The organism is Sulfuricystis multivorans, from assembly GCF_003966565.1.
Lineage (GTDB): Bacteria > Pseudomonadota > Gammaproteobacteria > Burkholderiales > Rhodocyclaceae > Sulfuricystis > Sulfuricystis multivorans.
In genome coordinates this window covers 71,309-90,460 of the sequence record NZ_AP018720.1, presented here as the reverse complement: position 1 = coordinate 90,460, position 19,152 = coordinate 71,309, and the positions used below count along the sequence as shown (strand labels likewise).

Annotated in this window: 21 protein-coding genes; 1 reads left to right on the top strand and 20 read right to left on the bottom strand. The window is 58.5% G+C overall.

Annotation, left to right across the window (positions count from 1 at the left end; all coding sequences use genetic code 11):
- Positions 1-133: 133 nt before the first annotated feature.
- The 13 genes from EL335_RS14190 to EL335_RS14130 all read right to left on the bottom strand — a co-directional run bounded on the left by EL335_RS14190 (position 134) and on the right by EL335_RS14130 (position 14,340).
- Positions 134-2,941 carry a DEAD/DEAH box helicase family protein gene (locus EL335_RS14190; protein ID WP_126448408.1) on the bottom strand — a complete coding sequence of 936 codons (2,808 nt, stop codon included), beginning with the start codon at positions 2,939-2,941 and terminating at the stop codon, positions 134-136.
- Positions 2,942-3,011: 70 nt separating this feature from the next.
- A complete protein-coding gene (locus tag EL335_RS14185; protein ID WP_126448406.1) occupies positions 3,012-5,189 on the bottom strand; it encodes a hypothetical protein in 2,178 nt (725 codons plus the stop codon).
- Positions 5,190-5,388: 199 nt separating this feature from the next.
- A complete protein-coding gene (locus EL335_RS14180; RefSeq protein WP_126448404.1) occupies positions 5,389-5,955 on the bottom strand; it encodes a hypothetical protein in 567 nt (188 codons plus the stop codon).
- A 72-nt stretch (positions 5,956-6,027) separates the two neighbouring features.
- A complete protein-coding gene (locus tag EL335_RS14175) occupies positions 6,028-6,804 on the bottom strand; it encodes a hypothetical protein (RefSeq protein ID WP_126448403.1) in 777 nt (258 codons plus the stop codon).
- 101 nt (positions 6,805-6,905) lie between these two features.
- A complete protein-coding gene (locus tag EL335_RS14170; protein ID WP_126448401.1) occupies positions 6,906-7,178 on the bottom strand; it encodes a hypothetical protein in 273 nt (90 codons plus the stop codon).
- Positions 7,178-7,816, bottom strand: a complete 639-nt coding sequence (locus EL335_RS14165) for a JAB domain-containing protein (RefSeq protein ID WP_126448399.1) — start codon at positions 7,814-7,816, stop codon at positions 7,178-7,180. Before EL335_RS14165 ends, EL335_RS14170 begins: the two co-directional genes overlap by 1 nt.
- 237 nt (positions 7,817-8,053) lie before the next feature.
- A complete protein-coding gene (locus tag EL335_RS14160; protein ID WP_126448397.1) occupies positions 8,054-8,707 on the bottom strand; it encodes a hypothetical protein in 654 nt (217 codons plus the stop codon).
- A 142-nt stretch (positions 8,708-8,849) separates the two neighbouring features.
- Positions 8,850-9,272 (bottom strand): hypothetical protein, encoded by a 423-nt coding sequence (locus tag EL335_RS14155; protein WP_126448395.1) that lies wholly within the window; start codon positions 9,270-9,272, stop codon positions 8,850-8,852.
- A 64-nt stretch (positions 9,273-9,336) separates the two neighbouring features.
- Positions 9,337-9,549 carry a hypothetical protein gene (locus EL335_RS14150; protein WP_126448393.1) on the bottom strand — a complete coding sequence of 71 codons (213 nt, stop codon included), beginning with the start codon at positions 9,547-9,549 and terminating at the stop codon, positions 9,337-9,339.
- Between the two features lie 12 nt (positions 9,550-9,561).
- Positions 9,562-9,897 (bottom strand): hypothetical protein, encoded by a 336-nt coding sequence (locus EL335_RS14145; protein ID WP_126448390.1) that lies wholly within the window; start codon positions 9,895-9,897, stop codon positions 9,562-9,564.
- Positions 9,890-10,729, bottom strand: coding sequence for an ArdC-like ssDNA-binding domain-containing protein (locus EL335_RS14140; RefSeq protein WP_126448388.1), 840 nt, complete (start codon positions 10,727-10,729; stop codon positions 9,890-9,892). The genes EL335_RS14145 and EL335_RS14140 overlap by 8 nt, the downstream gene beginning before the upstream one ends.
- A 248-nt stretch (positions 10,730-10,977) precedes the next feature.
- Positions 10,978-11,232: a hypothetical protein gene (locus EL335_RS14135; protein ID WP_126448386.1), complete on the bottom strand. Its 255-nt coding sequence runs from the start codon at positions 11,230-11,232 to the stop codon at positions 10,978-10,980.
- Positions 11,233-11,493: 261 nt separating this feature from the next.
- Positions 11,494-14,340 (bottom strand): adenosylcobalamin-dependent ribonucleoside-diphosphate reductase, encoded by a 2,847-nt coding sequence (locus EL335_RS14130; RefSeq protein WP_126448384.1) that lies wholly within the window; start codon positions 14,338-14,340, stop codon positions 11,494-11,496.
- 208 nt (positions 14,341-14,548) lie between these two features.
- Here EL335_RS14130 and EL335_RS14125 point away from each other — a divergent pair, with 208 nt between their 5' ends.
- On the top strand, positions 14,549-15,022 hold the full coding sequence (locus EL335_RS14125) for a hypothetical protein (protein ID WP_126448382.1): 474 nt from the start codon (positions 14,549-14,551) through the stop codon (positions 15,020-15,022).
- On the opposite strand, the gene EL335_RS14120 is transcribed toward EL335_RS14125, so the two are convergent.
- From EL335_RS14120 to EL335_RS14090, 7 genes are all read right to left on the bottom strand, one after another.
- Entirely contained in the window at positions 15,019-15,372 is a 354-nt protein-coding gene (locus EL335_RS14120; RefSeq protein WP_126448380.1) for a hypothetical protein, read from the bottom strand. The genes EL335_RS14125 and EL335_RS14120 overlap by 4 nt on opposite strands.
- Positions 15,373-15,771: 399 nt before the next feature.
- Positions 15,772-16,038: a hypothetical protein gene (locus tag EL335_RS14115; RefSeq protein ID WP_126448378.1), complete on the bottom strand. Its 267-nt coding sequence runs from the start codon at positions 16,036-16,038 to the stop codon at positions 15,772-15,774.
- A gap of 12 nt (positions 16,039-16,050) precedes the next feature.
- Positions 16,051-17,127, bottom strand: a complete 1,077-nt coding sequence (locus tag EL335_RS14110) for a DUF7146 domain-containing protein (protein WP_126448376.1) — start codon at positions 17,125-17,127, stop codon at positions 16,051-16,053.
- A 152-nt stretch (positions 17,128-17,279) separates the two neighbouring features.
- A complete protein-coding gene (locus EL335_RS14105) occupies positions 17,280-17,534 on the bottom strand; it encodes a hypothetical protein (protein ID WP_126448374.1) in 255 nt (84 codons plus the stop codon).
- Entirely contained in the window at positions 17,531-17,764 is a 234-nt protein-coding gene (locus EL335_RS14100) for a hypothetical protein (RefSeq protein ID WP_126448372.1), read from the bottom strand. The genes EL335_RS14105 and EL335_RS14100 overlap by 4 nt, the downstream gene beginning before the upstream one ends.
- Before the next feature lie 11 nt (positions 17,765-17,775).
- Complete coding sequence (locus EL335_RS14095) at positions 17,776-18,183, bottom strand: single-stranded DNA-binding protein (RefSeq protein WP_126448370.1); 408 nt, start codon at positions 18,181-18,183, stop codon at positions 17,776-17,778.
- 84 nt (positions 18,184-18,267) lie between these two features.
- Complete coding sequence (locus EL335_RS14090) at positions 18,268-19,032, bottom strand: cysteine protease (RefSeq protein ID WP_284155518.1); 765 nt, start codon at positions 19,030-19,032, stop codon at positions 18,268-18,270.
- Between the last annotated feature and the right edge of the window lie 120 nt (positions 19,033-19,152).

Here is a 19,152-nt window from a genome sequence, read left to right as displayed (position 1 = left end):
CGGTCCTTCGTGTCTTTATCTATCCATGATTCGCATCGCCCACTGATCGAAAACCTGCTTTCCCAAGCGCTCTCGACGTGAAAGCGCTTAGAAAAGCCCCCGCGCCTCGCGGCGCAGGGGGAATGCTTAACGGTCAGGCGGCCTCGGAAGCTTCTGCTTCCTCGGCTGCTGCCAGATCACCCTTTGTAAGATCGAGTACTGCATCGATCTCACGCTGGCGCTGCTGGAGCCAGGCCAACCGCTCTGCCTTATCGAAAGGCTTTGCGATCTCGACCTGGATGTCTGCCATGCGCTTCTCCGTCCGAGCCAGATACTCACGTTCTTCTTCGAGCACCTGTTCCATTTGGTTCAGCGCATTTTCTAGCACCCTGACATAGCCGATTGGTGTTTCGGCTTTGTCGACCTCGTATTCGGCGCCGCCTAGCATCACCAGCTTCTTGCCGAAACCTGTCGTTCTAACGACGACCCTGAAACCAGCAATACTGCCGATGACACGCTCGCCGTAACGGACTCCATGCGTAGCAAGCATGATCGCGTTTCCGGCTTTCGTGCGGTCCGTATACTGCTGCCCTTCGACTTCCATCAGGAATCGGTTTCCTGATACGTCGCGGCGAGCTTCAATGTCGGCTTTGATCGCTGCAATGCGATCCTTGAGCCGTTCAATGCGGGCCGGCAGAACAGCCAACTCCTGCTTGTTACGCCATTGCTGCTGATCCCATTGGGACTTAAGCAGCGAGAGCTTGGCAAGTTCGGTGTCGACACCCGCCTTTTCCAGCACCAGCGGGTTGCCGGACGCCAGAGCCTTGACCTCTGCGTAGGACAGGGCCGCAAGCTCCACGTCCTCGGCGCTGCGCATACCGGTATCCCCCTGCATGACCTGAGCGATGAATCGCGCCTTGGTCTCCAGAGTTTGCCAGATATACGCATCGAAGCTGCCTTCGGTGACGTAGCGGTAGATTCGCACTTCCTCGTTCAGGTTGCCCTGACGAATGATGCGGCCTTCCCGCTGCTCCACGTCCGCCGGACGCCACGGGGCATCCAGATGATGGAGCGCCACCAGCCTGGTCTGGACGTTGGTGCCAACACCCATTTTGCCGGTGCTGCCCAGCAGGATGCGGACACGCCCATCACGCACGGCCTTGAAGAGTTCCGCCTTGGCGGCGTCGCTCTCGTAGTCATGCACGAAGGCGATTTCATGGCCGGGAACCCCCATCTCGACAAGCTTGTGACGCAAGTCTTGATAGACGCTGAACCGGCCATCGGCATTGGGCGTCGACAGATCGCAGAACACGATCTGCGTGCCACGGATTGCCGTTGTCTCAAGCCAGACCTCGTGCACCTTGCGGGCGCAGAGATTGACTTTGCTGCCTTCGTAGTCACCGGCCAGGGGATCGACGAGCCGCATATCCAACGCCGCCTTGCGGCCGTCGTTGGTCACGGCCAGCATGTTGTCTTCGGACGGCTTGACCATGCCGTTTCTGATCTTCTCCGCCCGTTCCACGAGGGTCTGGACGAATGCCTTGAGTGCGTCGGTGGGTTTGGCCGTCACCGTTTCCTTCCTGGCTTTTGGCACCGGAAGATCGAGCATTTCCGCCGTGCGAATATCCGCCACTTCTCCGAACATGGACATCAGTTCGGGAAGGTTGACGAAACGTGCAAAGCGGGTCTGCATCCGGTAGCCACTGCCGTCCGGAGCCAGTTCCAGCGCTGTCACCGACTCGCCGAAGTTGCCGGCCCAGGCGTCGAACATCTCCACCTGGAAGCCCTCCAGCGTCTTGGGTTGCAGATACCGTTGCATGACCCACATTTCGGCCATGCTGTTGGATACCGGCGTTCCGGTGGCGAAGACCACCCCTGCTTTACCTCCATGCTTTTCCATGATGTAGCGTGTCTTGACGAACATGTCGAATGCCCGTTCGGAGTTGCTGTTGGGCAGCCCCGCGACTCGCGTCATCTTGGTATGACGGTAGAGATTCTTGAACAGGTGCGCCTCATCCACGAAAAGCCAATCCACGCCCAGATCCTCGAAGTTCAGAAGGTCGTCCTTCTTGTTCTTCGCGGAGAGTTTGGCAAGCTTGGCTTCCCAGTTCTTCTTGGCGCGCGCCAGTTCCTTGACGATGCGGTTGCTCTTGTCCTGCTTTTCAGCGCGGATGGCGGCATCGATGAGATCGATTTCGTCTTCGACATATTGCCGCATGAACTCATCACTCATCTTCAGACGCTCGAACGACGCATGTGTAATGACCACTGCGTCCCAGTCGCCCGTTGCAATCCTTGCGCACATCTGGCGGCGCTTGTCACCCTGAAGGTCGTCTTTCGACGCCATTAGGATGTTTGCGCCAGGATAAGCCGTCAGAAATTCTCGACTTACCTGTTCCAGCATGTGGTTCGGGACCACGATCATGGGCTTCGTCGCCTTGCCAAGACGCCGAAGCTCCATGCAGGCGCAGATCATTACCAGCGTCTTGCCCGCACCGACCACATGGGCCAGCAAGGTATTGTTACCGCCGGCAACGATCCGCCAGATGGCGTTCTTCTGATGCTCGTAGAGCTGGTACACCCTTGAAAAACCGGGCAGCACCAGATGCGAGCCGTCGTACCGGTGCGGAACGACGCTGTTGAACAGGTCGTTGTAGAGCCTGACAAGCTTTGCGGCCCGCTCCTCGTCCGACCACAGCCACTCCTGGAATTTCTCCTTGAGGAGTTGCTGCTTCTCACGAGCCGCGATCGTCTCCTTTTGGTTGACGACGCGCTTGCCCGTGATGCGGTCTTCGTCATAGACGGTCGGGACCGTCTGGTTCAACGCCTGCTCGAAGAGCGTGGTGGCGTTGACCCGGTCCGTGCCGTAAGTCTGGGTTGCCGCCACGGACCACCGCGTGCTGTAGTCTGGATCGACTTGCCAGGCCCCGGCTTGAGCGTTGAAAAAAACCTGATTGTTCATGATGCCTCCATAAAAACGCGGAGACAGCACGCCCCTTGCGGGAGCGTGACAGCCCCCGCTGGGGTTTGAGTTACGCAAGCAATTCGTCAAGGAACTGCTCGTAATACTGGGTCGGAATCCAGGTCGATCCGATTCGCGCACAAATTTCGTGCGGAGCTAGATCGGACGGGATAACTGCCTCCAGCGCCTTCACGTTACCGGCGAATCGATCTCCCGCCAGCCTTGCAACCGTCAGCTTGTGGCGGACGTTGCCGGACAGGTAGGCGTCTGCCGTCTCCCATTTGCCCGTTTCCGGGTCGAGGAACACGGCACCCAGATCTTCGAGTTCCTTCATGGCCTCATTGCCCGGCTTCCCGAGCAATTCGCCGATCCGGTTCTCGTCGACCGCGCCCTTTTCCGCGAGGGATGCGATCAGCGCGTCCTGCGGGATGTCGCACTTCTCGACGCGCCTGGGCACGCCCACCGTGCGATGGTAGAAGATGTCCGCCTTCTCCGCCACTTCCGCTTCCTCGTCCCACCGCTCCAGCGACAGCAGTAGCGGCAGATCCGGGTCGGAGCGGAACGCCTGACGATTGGCTTTGGCATGGATGAACCCATGCTTGCCAACGAACATGTCGTAGGACATGTTGAGCGACAAGCGATAGGTATCCAGCAGCGCATCGTCTTCCGTCTCGGCTTGCGCCTTGACGAGCTTGCGCGCAGCATCCCGAACCTCGCACAGCCCAGCGATGCGATCGAGAGTCTTCTGCGGCGCTTTGACGAGCACCGCTTCCGACCCTGCTATCTCATACACTTTGCCGTCGATCACCCGATAACCTGGGCGATGCTGCTCGGTAATGGAGAGTGAAACGACGTTGCCGCGTTCGACATCTTCCTCTCGCGAGGTGTAGATGCCTTGCGGCAGCATCTCGATCCGCTTCGCGAGTTCTTCGGCAATATCGCCATCGAACACGCAGCCAGTGCTCTTGCCGTAGCCGTTATCGGTCAGCTTGAGCTTGCCGATCACCCATTGCGGGTTCTCGGCGAACCACTGGTTACAGCGGATCATGTCGCGGTTGTAGTAGGACTTGAATCCGCCGTAGATCGGCGAAGCCTCGTCCAGATACACCGATTCCAGCCACTTGTTCCTCCTCGTGGGTTTGTCATTCAGAGGCTTCTGCAAGATCACGATGTCGGTCGTGACCTCGCAGCCTGCGATCTTCTTGAACGCGGTGTTCGGCAGCCGGATCGCGGCCACCAGATCGGCCTGAGACGCCAGGTACGCACGCACCCGGTCATCGTAGGAGTCCAGCGTGAAGCTGGACGTGATGAAAACCACCAACCCCCCCGGTCGAACCACTTCCAGCGCTTTCGCGAAGAAGTAGTTGTGGATAGAGAAGCCGGCATAGGGCACATTGCGCAGTTCGGCCACCTTGTAGTTGCCGAATGGCACGTTGCTGATCGCCAGGTCGAAATACCCTGGCGGCAGCGGTACCGCTTCGAAGCCCATGTTGAACACTTGGACGCCGAAGGGCTCATACAGGGCCTTGGTGATCCTGGCCGACAGCTCGTCGAGTTCCACTGCCGTCACCACGCTCTCGCAAGCAAGGTGTTCGGGCATGGCTCCGACGAAGTAGCCTACACCGGCAGCAGGCTCCAGAACCCGCCCGCCTTTGAATCCAAGACGCTCCACCATCGCCCACATCGCCTCGATGACTTTCAGCGACGTGTAGTGGGCATTGGGCGTGCTTGCTTCTGCGAGTGCATGCTCGCCCGGCGAGAGCATCGTTTTCAGTCGTTCGGCACGCTCGCGCCATGCGTCGTCTTTTTGCTCCAGGTTGAATGCCTGGGGTAGACCTCCCCAACCGGTGTAGCGGTTGAGAGTGGCACGCTCATCGTCGGTCGGTTGCCGTCCCTCTGACTCCAGTTTGCGTAGGAGTTCGATGGCGGCGATGTTGTTCTCGAACTTCGTCACATCGCCGGACAGACCAGCAAAGGTGGAAGCATCGAGGCTGGGCCAGACGGCCCTGGTTTTGACCTCGGCTTGCGCCTTGGTCAATTGAGGAAACGGGATAATCTCAGCTTCCCGCTGCCCAATAGCCCCGTGAATCTCGATCGGGTCTTCATTGGGTGCAAAGCCGGGCAGCCAAAGGCATGCCTCGGCGATAGGCTTAAGTCTCATGATGTCTCCGGAAACAAAAAAGCCCCCGGAGACACCTCGCCCCTTACGGGACGAAAGCATCCCGCAGGGGCGGTTGGTGAAAGTCATCACGGCGTCCCGCGATGACTGGCTGAGTGCTGCTTATTTCTGGTCGCCAGCTACGACCATCTCCTGTCAGTTACCTGCCAGGAAGAATCCGGCTTTCCGCAGCCGGCCACAAAAAGACCGGCTCTGGAAAGCCCCGCGCTTGAGGCGCGGGGGATGGTTTATGACACACCGACCAGTTGCCTGATCGCCGTGTTATTTTCTATGGATCCAGGTGAGGATCCATCGGTTTGAGGCTCGCCTCGGTATGGTCATACCCATGGCGCACCTCACCAATCGCGACATAGTCGATAGAGCCGATCTGGGCTAGCGCTTCGAGGAAGGCCAAATCCTTCTCTTCGCGCGTGGCGCCCTTACGGCATTCGAACTCGACCTGGATGATCTCGCCGCTGGGAAGCGTGAACGTCCCGCGATATACGTCTACTGACGCTTCCCGCTCAATCCACGCTGCCTTCACCGCTCCATTGATCGCGGATTTGAATGTGGTGTTTCCGCGTAGCCAGCCCATGAACCCCTGACCGCCGTCATAAGGCGACGGCTCAAGCGCCACATCCTCCAGGATGTAGTCGTTGCCGTTTTTTACGGAAACGATCCGTAGTGCGCATGTCGACGACCAGTCCTCGTCGAACACCGCTTCCTCAAAGTCCGCGCTTTCGGTGAATGCGCGGACTCTTCTGACGATCTCCTCTTCCGAGGAACCCTTAGGGGCTTCGATTTCGATCTCGGCATATGCCGAGAGGTCTTGCCCAAGAACTACATTCAGTTTCATGTGGATCTCCTTTCAGAGTGAAAATCCACCAAGAGCCATCCCGCCGGATGGCTCCCAGCGGGAGGTTGTGTCTTAATGCGCCCCGTTGTTAAAGCAAGAACCGCAGATCTCGGCTCCATCTGGGCAACCGATCACTGTTTTTGTTCTTGCTCCGCATTCGGAACACTCGACCTCTTCATAAGAAGAGACCAATTCTTCTAAATCGCTTTCGCCATAGAACACGATCCCGTTCCGGATCATGAATCCTGGCAGCAGAGGATTTTCGGTATCCCCTATAGCGATCTTTTTGGCTACTTGAATCAAGAAATCAATGTCGATCATCCTGGTCTCGATATCCGAGTTAGCTTCGAACCAGAAGTGATCAGGCCATACCTTGAGGGTGTCACCCTCTATCCCCAGCTCTTCCTCGCGGTCCCATTTGTCTGGGGCTTGCGAGACGGAAACTGAGTCGAGACCAGCATCCTCGCAAACTGCACGCATCCGTTGCAGTTTGTTGAGGAAGTCTTCCGTCACGGTCAGTTCGGCCCATGATGGGCGATCATCGATTCCGCCGACCGTATAAGCCTCGATGACTAGCCTAAACGGGTTGAATGCCTTGACCGGAATATCCTTGTGGATCATCCGGTCGTCAAAAGCATCGCCCTCTTTGTAGCTGCCTCTGGCGATGGAAGCGTTCACTGATTCGTTGGCGGGATCGACCGACTCGAATTTCCAGTCAACGATCCAGCCCCGGTCCTCCCCATTCGGCCCGCCATACTGGGCCGAACGGAGCATTTCGTTGATCCCGTCGTAAACGTTAGCCTCGTTGGCTTCGTCTACGAGGATTTTGATGGCTGCAATATATGCCATGTGGATCTCCTTTCAAAAGAAAGGGACCGCCATCCCCAACCGGGGATAGTGGCCCCGGTTGGGGGATCCGCCTTTCGGCGGGGTCATGATGGTTATGAGGATTACCCCTCTACTCTCAAGACGGCATTTGGTGCCGCGATACCGACAGACTGCAGGTAATCCAGCAGCCCATCAGCGTCACGCCCGTGCCGCATGAAACCGTCTTCGATGAGCCACAGCCCATCGTCGCTCGGCCATCCGGTCTCCTCGTCCTCGTTCGAGAACTCAAAGACCGTCTTGCCGTTCCGGTTCTCGACGTGGGCCTTGAACCAGCCCCGCTCATCGAGATCCACGATCAGGATCAATTCCTGCCGGAAGGGTTTGAACGCGCCCATTACAGCAGCCCTCTCGCAGCGAACGACATGGCCTGATTCCCGGCGACGACGAAATGGTCCAGCACCTTGACATCCACCAAACCAAGGGCAGACTTGAGGGTACTGGTCAGCATCTCGTCGGCCCGCGAGGGCTCCGGTGATCCGGACGGATGATTGTGAGAGAAGATCGCTGCCGCGGCATTGACGGCAAGAGCCTTCTTCACGACCTCCCGTGGATAGACACTGGTTTGGGTCACCGTGCCGCGAAAGAGCTCGCCGGCGTCGATGAGACGGTTCTGGGCATCGAGCCACAGGCACCAGAACGACTCATGTTCCAGATGCCCGATTTTTGAGCACAGAAACGTCTTGACGGTTTCCGGAGAAGAAAAGCAAAGGTCTTCACCCTCCATGCGTTCCCGGATACAGCGAACGAAAAGCTCCTTCGCTGCAGCGAGAGCCGGATGGACGGTGTAAGCCGCAGACTCCTCGCACAACTGCATCTGCCTCGGCTTCGAAAAGCCGAACAACTCGGAGAGCGGTTTGGCCGCCAGCGCTTTGGCTGTTTCCCGACCCACCAGCGTCGCCAGCAGGTCAACATTGGACTGATTCATGGTGCCTCCTTGAATAAAAAAGGGGCACCACGCCCCTGACCGGGACATGATGCCCCGGTGGGGAAAATTGACGCGACCAAGATTTTCCTGATCGCCTTGATGCTGTTTCTTTCGCCTCCCCAGCTAGGAGGATCGAGCCAATGGTTTATCCATCGACCTGAATTCTGCTTTCCTCGGCACGCTTGCCAGCGCGTCTAGGAAAGCATACCAAAAATACATTCGGTTGCACATAGAAATGCCGGAAGCGGCCGCCCCTATGGGCAACCGCTTCCAGGCTAGTGAAAATCAGAAGAGCGCCAACTGTCCTTCATCAGAAGGTACGGTGCGCAGCTCTTCTGGTGGCGACAGAACATCGCTGTCTATTGCAAGCTCATGGATTTCGCCGTGGGCTTTCCAGAGCAACACAGCCATGTCCGTGCCGAGCGTTCTGTGAGCACGATACACGGCCACAGGATGCCCGCGCAGCCACCACCATTCAGGCGTCTTCCCATTGAACCACAGCGAACGCCAGCCCATCTTGCGGTGTCGCTCGTCGTAGGCCGCGGCTTCGTCTTGCGACAGCGGTCGCGTGCAAGGCAGGTCCAGCAAGAACTGAACCTTCTGGGCGCACACCATGCGCTCTCCGCCGACTGACACGATCAGGCCAGTTAGGTCTCCGCGTTCACGAAGCCCAGCTTGAATCGCCGCTTCGTCGTGGTATGCCGTGGTCGTGTCTCCGATATACATCGACTCGGGCAGGAGCCTATAGGCGTCGATGCAGGGTTTTTTGGCATCCCCATACGGCCCATAAGACACAGAAAAGGACGTATAGAGAAACCCTTCATAGCTGGCAATCCGAACAGGCAAAGGCTTATTGCCTTTGTGTTCAACTGCTAGATGGCATGAATTGGACGCTGCTATAGCCACCCATTTTTCCGCCGGAATCAGGATGCTGCCCATAGCAGTCTCCTCATTCTCAACAGAAAATGCCAACAACGGTCAATCCATTTGAACTGACAGTATCGGCCTCCAGCGCCCGGCGCCGGGATGACATAGAGCAGACCATCGCGCTCCAATGTGGAGAACAGCAATTTGCGCGTGCTCATGTTGCACCTCCTGTTGCCATGTCGATCGCCTTTTGAGCGTTCTCCAGGGCGGCCTGAATGGCGCTGTCGCTGTCGTCGAACATCCCGCGCATCTGCTCGATCTGTTCAACGCACCCCTCCAGGGCGGCGAGCAGAGCTTGGTGCTGCTCGATCAGCTTGGCTGTCAGGTCCTTCTTGGCCTGGCACTCAAGCGCCTCTGTCGGGATGCCCTTGCAGGCGTTTACGCAGGCGACGATCCGTCTGGCATCTTCCTGGTCGTACACGAACTCGCACACAGGAACAAGGCCGTTGGTCACGATGTGACGGCCCCGGTAAGGGAAGATCACAAGGTTTCCGTCCTCATCGTGGGTGTCCCGGCCCTCGGCGGTTTTGCCCGGCTCAACGATGCGCCAGGGCAGTGTTTCGTCCAAATAACTCACGGCTTCTCCTTTCTTGAAAAAAGCCGAGACCGCCCCGACCGGGGCGGCCCCGGTCGGGGTTGAGTTAGAGCGGCTTGATCAAATCGACCTTGCCGCTCGTCTTGAGACAGGACGCGATTGCTCGCGCCTGATCTATGTCCCTTGCGCTGATGAAGCGCTGGGTCGTGGATTGAATCCACCCTGGGCGATCGGTGTCGTGGTATTCGTTGGACACCATCACCGTGGCGCGTCCGGCGTGGTCGATGCCGTAGTAGGCCGTTCGGATTCGAGAGATCATTTTCTCCCCTCCTCACGACCTATCGGCGTCGAGCCATGGACCGAATACCGGGTGCTCCAGGAGTTCGGGGTTGATTTCGTCGCCGGCGTTGACGTTGTCCCAATCGACGACGGCAACTTCGACCTTGCCCTTGGTTCCCGTTACCTCGGCAACGCCGCCGCGCACTTCAATGAGTGCGTAGCCTTTGCTGGTAAACCGCTCTGCGACTTCGCGCGAGACGCAATCAGCGATCCAGGTCTCCGTGCCGTCGTCCTCTACCTCGTAGATACTCCAGTATTGGGCATCTACTTCGGTTGCTGGTTCGACGACCTCAAGCCCTTTCCGGGGGCGGATCACGAATTCATTCATGATCCACCCCCTCGCCAGCCTTGCTGCCGGCCTTGAGGATCTTGTCGGCCGCAGCAAACACCCGTGCCACGCTCTTCTTGGCGAACTCTTCGGCTTGCGCCGGCGAGCCCAGCCAGTCCTGGACGTAGCCGCGGGCTTCTTCGAGACCGGGCAATCCCAGGGTTGCGCAGCAGAGGAACGCCACTGCTTCCGCTTCGGCCTCCTCGATCGACCGGTTGATATGGCCGCCATCAACGAATGCCACATCCGCCTGCTTGCTATGCAGCAGACAGTGTGCCATTTCGTGGAAGGTGGTCTTCCACGGCATGGCCGCCAGCGGGTTGATGGCGATCTCGGCCCTGTCCGGACGAGCAAAGCCCTGACGATTGCCATCCACTTCCGTGAACGGCACCTCGGTGATCCCGAGGTTTTTCAGGGCAAGCTCCCGATCCCATGTGGGAGTTTCCGGGATAGGAACAGTGCCGGGGTTTTCCGGATCGATCGGCTCGGTCTGGGCGAGGGCGAACCAGTTGTTCTTCATGATGAAGAACCGCTTGGTCACCTCTTCATCGGTTCCGTCATCCTTCCGGATAGCATCCTTCTTGACGACGGGCATCCAAAGGGCGATGGCTTTCTCGCCCTTCTTTACCCTGCGCCCCAACCTTTTCCATCCGTTGAAACTTGAGATGGGGCCGATTGGAATTCCCCGAATCGTCATCTCAAACACCGCCATGGCCTGGTTGCCCAGGCTGTAGCGATGGAAAAGGCGGTAATGCTCGCCCAGCTTGCCCGGCTCGGTGAGCAGGGAAGCAAACAGTTTGCCCCAGTCGGGGCGGGTAGTGTTGTTGCTCATGATGCCTCCGAATGAAAAAAGGGGGCACCATGTCCCTTGCGGGGCAGAGGGTGCCCCGCTTGGGGTTGAAAATTTGACGCCAGGCCCGGTTAAACCAGGATTGGCGCAATTACTGCGTAACGGTCTTCTTCTGGTCTTTCGACACTAGCGAGTCCGTAACGCAGACAAGTAGCCGCCAAATGGCGACAATGGGAGCGAAGTAGCCTCGCGGCGTTTCTTTGGCTCCCTTAATAAATCCTTGCAAGAAATCACTCATCGGCCATCTCCTTGATCGCCTTGTAGGTGGAGTAGATCGCCCACCACACGACGAATCCAACATCCGCATACAGGATAATCTTCTCGACAACCTTCATCAAGAAGATAAACTGGGCATCACCAACTACAGGCTCAACCCAGTGCACCAGCATGCTGATGAATCCACCGAAGAGCAAAAGCGCCGCAAACATTGCTGCGCCAACAGCGAGATGGCCAACGAACTCTCCAAGAATCTTTACTTTTCTCATGGATCTCCTTTCTTCTTCGCGGAGATACCATGCCCCTTGCGGGACAGAGGGTGTCCCGCTTGGGGTTGAAACCGGGAACTGTGCCCCGGCGTGGTTTTTGAATGGCGCCCGGTTGTCCGAACGCCGCCTTGATGCTGCTTGTTTTGAGCGGCCAGCTACCGCTATCCCTGCGTGTCCATTACAGACGGCAGAGGATTTTCGAAGGAACGCCTCGCGTCCCTTTGAAAATCCCCCGCGCCTTGCGGCGCAGGGGAATGCGGATTACCCGCACGAGCCAGTATACCCACAGTTCGTGCATTTGTCACAGCCGTTGTACTTGATCACGGCTTTGACGCCGCACTCAGGGCACTCGCGGCCTGCCGCACCGCGCTTCGGCGCTTCGCTGGCGAATGCCGGTTCCACGCTTCCGCTCACCCGACCTTCCTCGTCGAGGATACCGAGTTGCGCATACCGATGCAGCAGCAGTCGCGCGATGTACGCGACCGTGGACGGGAAGCTCTGCTGCTTCTCGCTGCCCGGAACCTTGGCGAGGAAATCCCCTTGGGGTTCCTTGTAGGTCAGCAGTTTCCGCAGCTTCATCCCGATCCACGCCGGATCGACGATGCGCATGTCGATGGACAGCAGCTTGCACAGTCCGTCGAAGGTCTTGGGATACTCTCCGGCAAGCCAGACCGAGTACGGCCGGCGGGTGCCATCAGGCATCTCCAGTTCCTTGACGAACAGCACGAAGTCATCCCCCGTTGCCGGGTTCTTGACATCCACCGTCCAGGACAGCGTGCCACCCGTGCCCGTTTTTGGTTCCTTGCGGAACATCATGGCCGACGTGAGAGTGTTGTCTCCATCCTTGTCGAACCAGCCAATCTTGGCACAGTGGTAGGCCACCAACCACGTCAGCGCGGCAACCGCGCCAGGCATGATTTTTGTCGCCCCATCCGGTGGCATGGGCATTTCGAAGGGCTCGCCCTTGCATTTCTGCAAGGCTTCGAGCTTGAGCTTCAGCCAGCCGCGATCGTAAGACCGCATGTCCGCCGAAAGCGTCTTCGCAATGGCCCCAAGCCCGCGCGGGCATTCGGAACCATTGACCCATACCTCGAACGGGTGCACGTCGCCATTGACGAAGTGCCCGATCTGCACGGCGAAATCACCTTCCGGCGACTCGACCATGTAGGTGTGGGACGGGTTGCCATCCGCCATGTGCGGTCTATCCAGCCAGCGCATGCTCTTGAGCACCGTTTCCGGCACGCTCATAAGCTTGAGACGCCTATCAGGATCAGACTCGTCCAGGTCTTCCGCTTGTTTTTTGGCATCCGACGACGAAATCAGCACGGCGCCGATCTCATCGTTTGGCCGATAGGTGGTGATCCCTTTCAGGCCAGCCCGCCACGCTTCCATGTAGATGCCTTTGAAGTCTTCGAAGCTGTAGTCAGCGGGGACATTTACTGTCTTGCTGATGGCAGCATCGACGTAAGGCGCAAGGGCCTTCAGCATCTCCACGTGGTCGGCTACCTTGAGGGTTGCCACCGATTCGAAGTAGTCCGGCAGATTGTCCGTATCCCCGCCCATCTCGCGATAGACGAGGTAGGCATAGTCCACCAATTCCACTGCACGCCACGATCCGTCTGCTTGACGGATGCGGCGCTTTTGCACGAAGTCGAAGACAGGCTCGCAACCGCTTGAGCAGTTATTGCCGAAGGTCAGCGACCCCGTGCCGGTTGGGGCTAGGCTCAGAAGGTGGCTGTTGCGGATGCCGTGCTTCCTGATCGCGTCTTTGATGCTATCAGGCAAACGGCTCGCAAAAGTGCCGTCCTCCAGGTACTTATCGGCGTCGAACAGAGGGAATGGGCCACGTTCTTGCGCCAGCGCAATGGAAGCGTCGTAAGCTGCATCACGGATGCGCTCCATGACTTGCCTAGCGAACTCGCGCCCATGCGCAGAACTGTATTTCAAGCCCAGCATGATGAGCGCGTCACCGAGACCGGTGACGCCGACGCCGATGCGACGCTTGGCTTGCGCCTCGCGTTGCTGCTCCGGCAGCGGCCAAGGCGTGAGATCGAGCACGTTGTCCAGCATGCGGACAAGTACCGGAACCACTTCTTCGAGCTTGTCGAAATCTAACCAGGCCTTCGACGTGAAAGGCTCACGCACGAGCTTGGTCAGATTCACGTGCCCCAGATCGCAGCAACCATAGGGAGGCAGAGGCTGCTCCCCACACGGATTGGTGGCTGCAATGGTTTCAGCGTAGCGAAGGTTGTTTTCCTGGTTGATGCGATCCAGGAACACCACCCCAGGCTCCGCGCGGTCGTATGTAGCCCTGATGATCTTGTCGTACAGGTCTCGGGCGCGCACCTTGCGGTACACCCACTTCCCGTCTTCGCGCTGATACGCGCCTTGCGCCTTGATGTCTGGCCCCGGCTCGGCTATATGGACAAGCTCGAACTCGCCATCGGCCTCTACGGCGCGCATCAGCGCATCCGTCACCCCAACCGAGAGGTTGAAGTTACGGAACGGGCGACGATCCCAAGGCATGTTCGGATCATCGACGCGCTTAGCGACGATGAACTCCTCGATGTCCGGGTGATCGCAGCGCAGGATGCCCATCTGGGCGCCACGCCGCGCCCCGGCCGAGATCACCGTCGAGCACATGGAGTTGAAAATCTCCATGTAGCTGATCGGGCCGGAGGCAAGGGACTTGGTTTTTTTGATCCATGCCCCTTTGGGCCGGATGGGGCTGAAGTCGTAGCCGACTCCGCCACCCAGTCGCATCGTCTGCGCCGCCTGCCGCGCCGCCTCCATAATGCCCGGCACGCCATCGACCGGCTCGTAAACCGAGTCTGCAAGTGGTTGGACGAAGCAGTTGATCCACGTGGTCTGCACGTGGTCCACTCCGGCGCTGGCATTGATCCGGCCGCCCAGGATGCAGTACTGCAGCGCATCCCGAAAGACTGCCGCCCACTTCTCCTGGTCCGCTTCATTGCGGGCAAGCCCTCTCGCCACGCGGTCCAGGATTTGTTCTGGCGATGCCTCGCCGCGCCCATACTTCTGCATGAGGGTCTCATAGGAGACCGGTTGCAGCGCGAAGCCCGCGCTGCTGAACGTTTCCATTTTCATAGCATTCTCCTTCGCGTTGGTTGACAGATACCCATGACAGGGCCTGCCGTAACGCCCGCGACCAGGCGCTATGGAAGGCCCTGTCGAGGGGCGTTGAACGAACCCCCAGCGCAAAGGAGAGCCCCGACCGGGGTGTCTCTCCCCGGCTGGGGTTGACTTTTCCTTGTTTTGTAGTATCATGGTGATACTACATCAAGGAGGGTTCAGCATGTCTCTCGTCGTCCGCTTCTCCGATCAGGTCTCGAAGTTCGAGACCACCCACCAACGTCTGAAAGACATCGCCGAGTTTCTCGGCGTCAGTCAGAACAAGGCGGTTGCCTTCGCGATCAACCAGGCATGGGAATACCTGGCCGAGCACGAAGACATGCGCGAAGAGCTCGAATTCAAGCGCCACGGCGTCAAGGTCGGCGGTGTCACCTACCTCAACCACGATCCGGCCTTCATCGAGCGCGTGCGAGAACGGATCGCCAAGGGCGTTCCGCTGCCGCACGAGGACGACGACGGGCTGGACGGAGGCCTGACGTTTCTTTTCCTCACGGAAGAGCAGCAACGTCAGGTTAGGGATACCACCGATCCAGCCGAAAAGCGTCGCCTAAAGGCGAAGTTTCTCAGGGACAACGAAAAACTGTCGCCCGAGGAATGGGAAACTCAGGTGGCAATAGCCAAGCACTCGCCGGACTAGAACCGGAGCAGCCCGGCCTTTTTGGCCGCCTCCTTGCACTCCCAGAGTTTTCTTCTGGGAAGCTTTTGGATGTGCCCCAAAAGCTTCCTTACGTCTCCGGGAAGACAGACATCCGTCTTCCCGAAGTCGATGCGGCTTGACTTAATCAAGCCGATCGCTTTCGCCTCGTGATGGTCGAGGCCAACTTCAGTTTGATATCCACCATCGTGGCATACGTGCTGGCTTGAAATGTAAACCAGCAAAACAGCCACTGGTGTCACTTCCCAGACCAATGCAGGCCTGAGTTTTTTGTCCTCCGTCTCGGCATACCGAAACGGAGCTAGCACAACTTCACCGCCCTTCAATTCCATTGTCATCTCCAAACCGGATACCGTCCGGCATCGGCCGTGGAGACGCAGTATCCCCCGTGGGGATCGCATCCCCACAGGGGTTAGAAAAGCCCTGCCGGCTTCACGGCCAGGGCAGTTAAAGGCTGTTTGTTTCAAGTCCCCAGCTAGGACCATCCGCCCATCGGAATATCACGACAGGAAGAAACTTGGCTTTTCTCAGCACACCGTCCGATGTGCTGGGAAAAACCCCGCCTTTCGGCGGGGGGGTGCTAACGCGCCTCCATCAGTTTCCTGATGGTGCCCAAAGGACTCACCCTTGTCCGGCATGTTGCCGGCTTGGGTGTTGGCGCTTTTTTGATGCTCTCTGGCTGAACCGCCAATCGCGGCGCAGTCCAGAGATTGATCGGCGGAAACTTGAGATCAGGCCATGTGATCATGGCGACCTCCTTTCCATACGGCCTCTGCGATTCGCCTTGCCTCATCAGCGAAGGGCCCACGGAAGTGCACCCGCTCTCCTCTGGCGAGGAGGCGGCCAACTACCGCCACATGCTGCCTAACGCCTGGATCATGCTGCCAGCGGTAGCGCATGATCTCGCGGTAGTTTCCATCAAAGCCCATTGGCGGCGCAAACGCCGAAGGCGCTCCTTTTTCGGTGTCGATCCGAGTGAAGTCGATGATCCCGTACATAGCTCACCTCCTTCATGCGACCCGGCGTGCGGCCCGCTCGACCGACATCAGGTTCGGGAATCCGGCCCTTCCATCCCGAACCAGGATGTCCAACCAGTCCAGAGACTTCTGGCCTGGCGGAATCTCCCCTGCGGGAACGATGGCCGATGCCTTGATCCCCATCTCCCAGAGACGCTGGACGAGCTGCTTTGCGGCTTCTTGCCCATGTCCCTTCGGGTGTTGTTCGGTCGGTCGATCCTTGTCAGCGAAAACGATGACCCGGTTCACCCCGGCCGGGGGAGTAAAGTTCTCCAGCAGGAGTGCGTTGACCGCACACCACACTGGAAGTCCCGTTCCCTCCATGACCGCCAGGGCCGTTTCCAACCCTTCGGCGACAGCGAGCACGGTGCCCGGGTCAACCAGCCGAATCGCTCCACCAATGATCTTTCGATCCTTCGGGTAGCTCATCAGCTTCTTGGGTGACTCGACAGGGGCTTTCTTCCCGTCTGGCGTGAGGTAAGTCCGGTGAATCGTCACCGGATTCCCATGCGCGCCGGTCACCATTGCGATGATTGCCGGGTATTCGCCGATCCTCTTGTCGCCGTCGTAGTACGACAATGAAGGATGGAATCGAAGTGCGTCTGGCGGACGGATCGAGATGCCACGCCGCGCCAAATAAAGCCTGGCGGGCTCGGCATCCCGATCTGAGATCGGGACCGACTCGTTCCAGACCCTATTGAGCGATTGACGAAGTTTATCGTCGTCCTCGCCCCTCTGTGGCTCTGGCTTCGCCGCTTTACGCGCGGGTCTCGCCGTGCGAACTCCCACACGCAAGCAGTCGGCCACAGCCTTGAGCGCAGTCGAGAAATCCCAACCGTTCGCCCACATGAGCGTGGCGAAGCCGTCTGCAAACACCCCGCAGGTATTGCAGACGGAGCCGCCGGTCGCGTCCACATCCTTGAATACACGGTAGCCATCTCGGCCACCGTGTACCGGACAAGGCACGTGGCGTCCTTTGCGTTCCAGCGCTGGAACCAACTGCGGCGCAAGGCTTGCGAGGATTTCTCCCCACTGGCCTTGAGCCAACGATCTTACTTCTTCGGCTTTCATAAGGTTCTCCTCTGAAAAGCCCCCAGTCGGGGCATCCCGAAGAACCCCCAGAAGGAGGCACTTGGAGATGCCCCGGTCTGGGGTATTGAAGAAAACCAGCCGAAGAGCTTCCCCAAACCGGGGAGAATCTCCCCGGCCGGGGTTGGTCTGGTTCAGGGGATGTAAGCCCCTGAACCAGAGTTGAGCGCTTCATCCAGCGCCCGCTGCAAGCGATTGCTGGATTCAATCTCATGCAACAGCATTTCGCGGGTCTCGCGAAGCCGATCACAGAGGTAGTTCATGCCTTCCTCCATGTCGGCCACGTACTGCCTGATGAGGGTAGCGTCCTCTATCGTCGCAAGGCCAGCTTCGACACGCTTGAGTGCCGCCTCGAAGTCTGCTGGGCTCGGAGGAAAGCAATCGCTCATGGCTTCCTCCCAACCGGTGTGCATTGGTATTCCAAGCACTCCGTCAGCAGACCCTCGAATCTATGTACGAACGGCTCTTCACCGCACGAGAGCACGGACAACCCGGATTCCATCTGCCAGGCTTTCGCCTTGGCAGCTTCGTCCGGGTAGTAGTACTCCAGGCCGCTCCAATCGCCGTTGATGAGCGCCGGCGCCCACTGGGCCGGCAGGGTGACGGTAATGATTTCCATTGCACGCCCCATCAGAACGGCCCATCGTCATAGCTCGGCTTGGATTGCCCCTTCTGCGTCTGCTTGGACGCATCCGGCGCTTCCTTGGCCTTGCCGCCACCACTCGGGAGCATTTTCATGCTCTCGGCGATGATCTCTGTGTAGTAGCGTGTCTCGCCATCCTTGTCCTGCCATTTGCGGGTGCGCAGACGGCCTTCGACATAGACCTGCGATCCTTTCTTGAGATACTGGCCGGCGATCTCGGCAAGCTTCCCGAAGAGCACCACACGGTGCCACTCGGTGCGTTCCTGCTTGATCCCGTTGTCATTCCACACATCGGTGGTGGCCACACTGATGGTGGTGATGGCATGGCCGTCGGCGGTGTACCGAACTTCTGGGTCTGCGCCCAGAAAACCAATGATCATGGCTTTGTTTAGCATGGTGATTCTCCTTTTTTCACAAAGGCGGTCACACCATGCCCCCTGGCGGGAGACATGGCGTTTCCCGCCGGGGTTGAGAATAGCCTACGCAGAAGCGCAGGCGATGCGACGGACGGTCGTGGGTACCATCACTGTCTCCTCGACAACCTTGCAGTTGTCGATGAGATCAATGAAGGACTCCCTGATCTCATCGCATGCACGGTCGAACCGGCAGACCAGATCGACCTTGTCGCGTAGATCGGAAACAGAGAGATCCATCAGATCGTCCCTGGTGAGATCGTCGTCGATCCCGCTTGCACGGCTACGATGCAAACGAAGCGGATGCGCCAAGTTGACGCGCTCCATCTTGCCGCAACGGCCGCACTGACCTACTTCGCCGGTGACGGGTTGGTAGTTCATCTGGCCGCAGGAGCGGCACCGGCTCTTGTATCCCGGGTCGTAATACTCCCCGCGATAGAGAACCAGATAGCCGCCGGAACGCCCATTGGTGCCGATCGTGTAGTTCCCACCGGTTTCCTCGGTGAAATTGTCGATCGGATATCGGATCTCGTCCCAGTAATCCGTGTCCAGGATGTCCCAAACACGAGAATTCTGATCGCGCGACAGTCCGAGCCGATGCACCTTGATGCAGTTGGCGTAGCTGGTTCCTTTGTTCCACGAGTTCATCGTGTGGTAACGGAAGTGACTCGCCAGGAAATCGACCATGGCCCGTTTGGAGCGCATATCGACCTTTTGTTCAAAAAACATCTTCGCCTCCAAAGAAAGAGCCGAAGACGCCTCTTCCCACACCGGGAACGAACGTCCCCGGCGGGGTTGTGCATTGGCAACCGGTTTCCCGGATGCCGCCATGATGCTGTTTGTTTCAGAAGGCCAGCTACCTTCATGTCTCTTTGGCATAGCCAGAGAGAACAATTCCGCTTTCCGAAACGCACCTCACGATGCGTTTGGGAAAGCCCCGCGCCGAAGCGC

Bases quoted from the DNA above. Each gene is read 5' to 3' on its own strand.
- EL335_RS14145 (WP_126448390.1), bottom strand. From the start codon at position 9,897: ATGAATGAATTCGTGATCCGCCCCCGGAAAGGGCTTGAGGTCGTCGAA.
- EL335_RS14110 (WP_126448376.1), bottom strand. From the start codon at position 17,127: ATGAAAGCCGAAGAAGTAAGATCGTTGGCTCAAGGCCAGTGGGGAGAA.
- EL335_RS14140 (WP_126448388.1), bottom strand. From the start codon at position 10,729: ATGAGCAACAACACTACCCGCCCCGACTGGGGCAAACTGTTTGCTTCC.
- EL335_RS14090 (WP_284155518.1), bottom strand. From the start codon at position 19,032: ATGGCGGCATCCGGGAAACCGGTTGCCAATGCACAACCCCGCCGGGGA.
- EL335_RS14120 (WP_126448380.1), bottom strand. From the start codon at position 15,372: ATGGAATTGAAGGGCGGTGAAGTTGTGCTAGCTCCGTTTCGGTATGCC.
- EL335_RS14180 (WP_126448404.1), bottom strand. From the start codon at position 5,955: ATGAAACTGAATGTAGTTCTTGGGCAAGACCTCTCGGCATATGCCGAG.
- EL335_RS14165 (WP_126448399.1), bottom strand. From the start codon at position 7,816: ATGTCCCGGTCAGGGGCGTGGTGCCCCTTTTTTATTCAAGGAGGCACC.
- EL335_RS14175 (WP_126448403.1), bottom strand. From the start codon at position 6,804: ATGGCATATATTGCAGCCATCAAAATCCTCGTAGACGAAGCCAACGAG.
- EL335_RS14170 (WP_126448401.1), bottom strand. From the start codon at position 7,178: ATGGGCGCGTTCAAACCCTTCCGGCAGGAATTGATCCTGATCGTGGAT.
- EL335_RS14130 (WP_126448384.1), bottom strand. From the start codon at position 14,340: ATGAAAATGGAAACGTTCAGCAGCGCGGGCTTCGCGCTGCAACCGGTC.
- EL335_RS14105 (WP_126448374.1), bottom strand. From the start codon at position 17,534: ATGAGCGATTGCTTTCCTCCGAGCCCAGCAGACTTCGAGGCGGCACTC.
- EL335_RS14095 (WP_126448370.1), bottom strand. From the start codon at position 18,183: ATGCTAAACAAAGCCATGATCATTGGTTTTCTGGGCGCAGACCCAGAA.
- EL335_RS14185 (WP_126448406.1), bottom strand. From the start codon at position 5,189: ATGACTTTCACCAACCGCCCCTGCGGGATGCTTTCGTCCCGTAAGGGG.
- EL335_RS14100 (WP_126448372.1), bottom strand. From the start codon at position 17,764: ATGGAAATCATTACCGTCACCCTGCCGGCCCAGTGGGCGCCGGCGCTC.
- EL335_RS14135 (WP_126448386.1), bottom strand. From the start codon at position 11,232: ATGAGAAAAGTAAAGATTCTTGGAGAGTTCGTTGGCCATCTCGCTGTT.
- EL335_RS14125 (WP_126448382.1), top strand. From the start codon at position 14,549: ATGTCTCTCGTCGTCCGCTTCTCCGATCAGGTCTCGAAGTTCGAGACC.
- EL335_RS14115 (WP_126448378.1), bottom strand. From the start codon at position 16,038: ATGTACGGGATCATCGACTTCACTCGGATCGACACCGAAAAAGGAGCG.
- EL335_RS14150 (WP_126448393.1), bottom strand. From the start codon at position 9,549: ATGATCTCTCGAATCCGAACGGCCTACTACGGCATCGACCACGCCGGA.
- EL335_RS14190 (WP_126448408.1), bottom strand. From the start codon at position 2,941: ATGAACAATCAGGTTTTTTTCAACGCTCAAGCCGGGGCCTGGCAAGTC.
- EL335_RS14160 (WP_126448397.1), bottom strand. From the start codon at position 8,707: ATGGGCAGCATCCTGATTCCGGCGGAAAAATGGGTGGCTATAGCAGCG.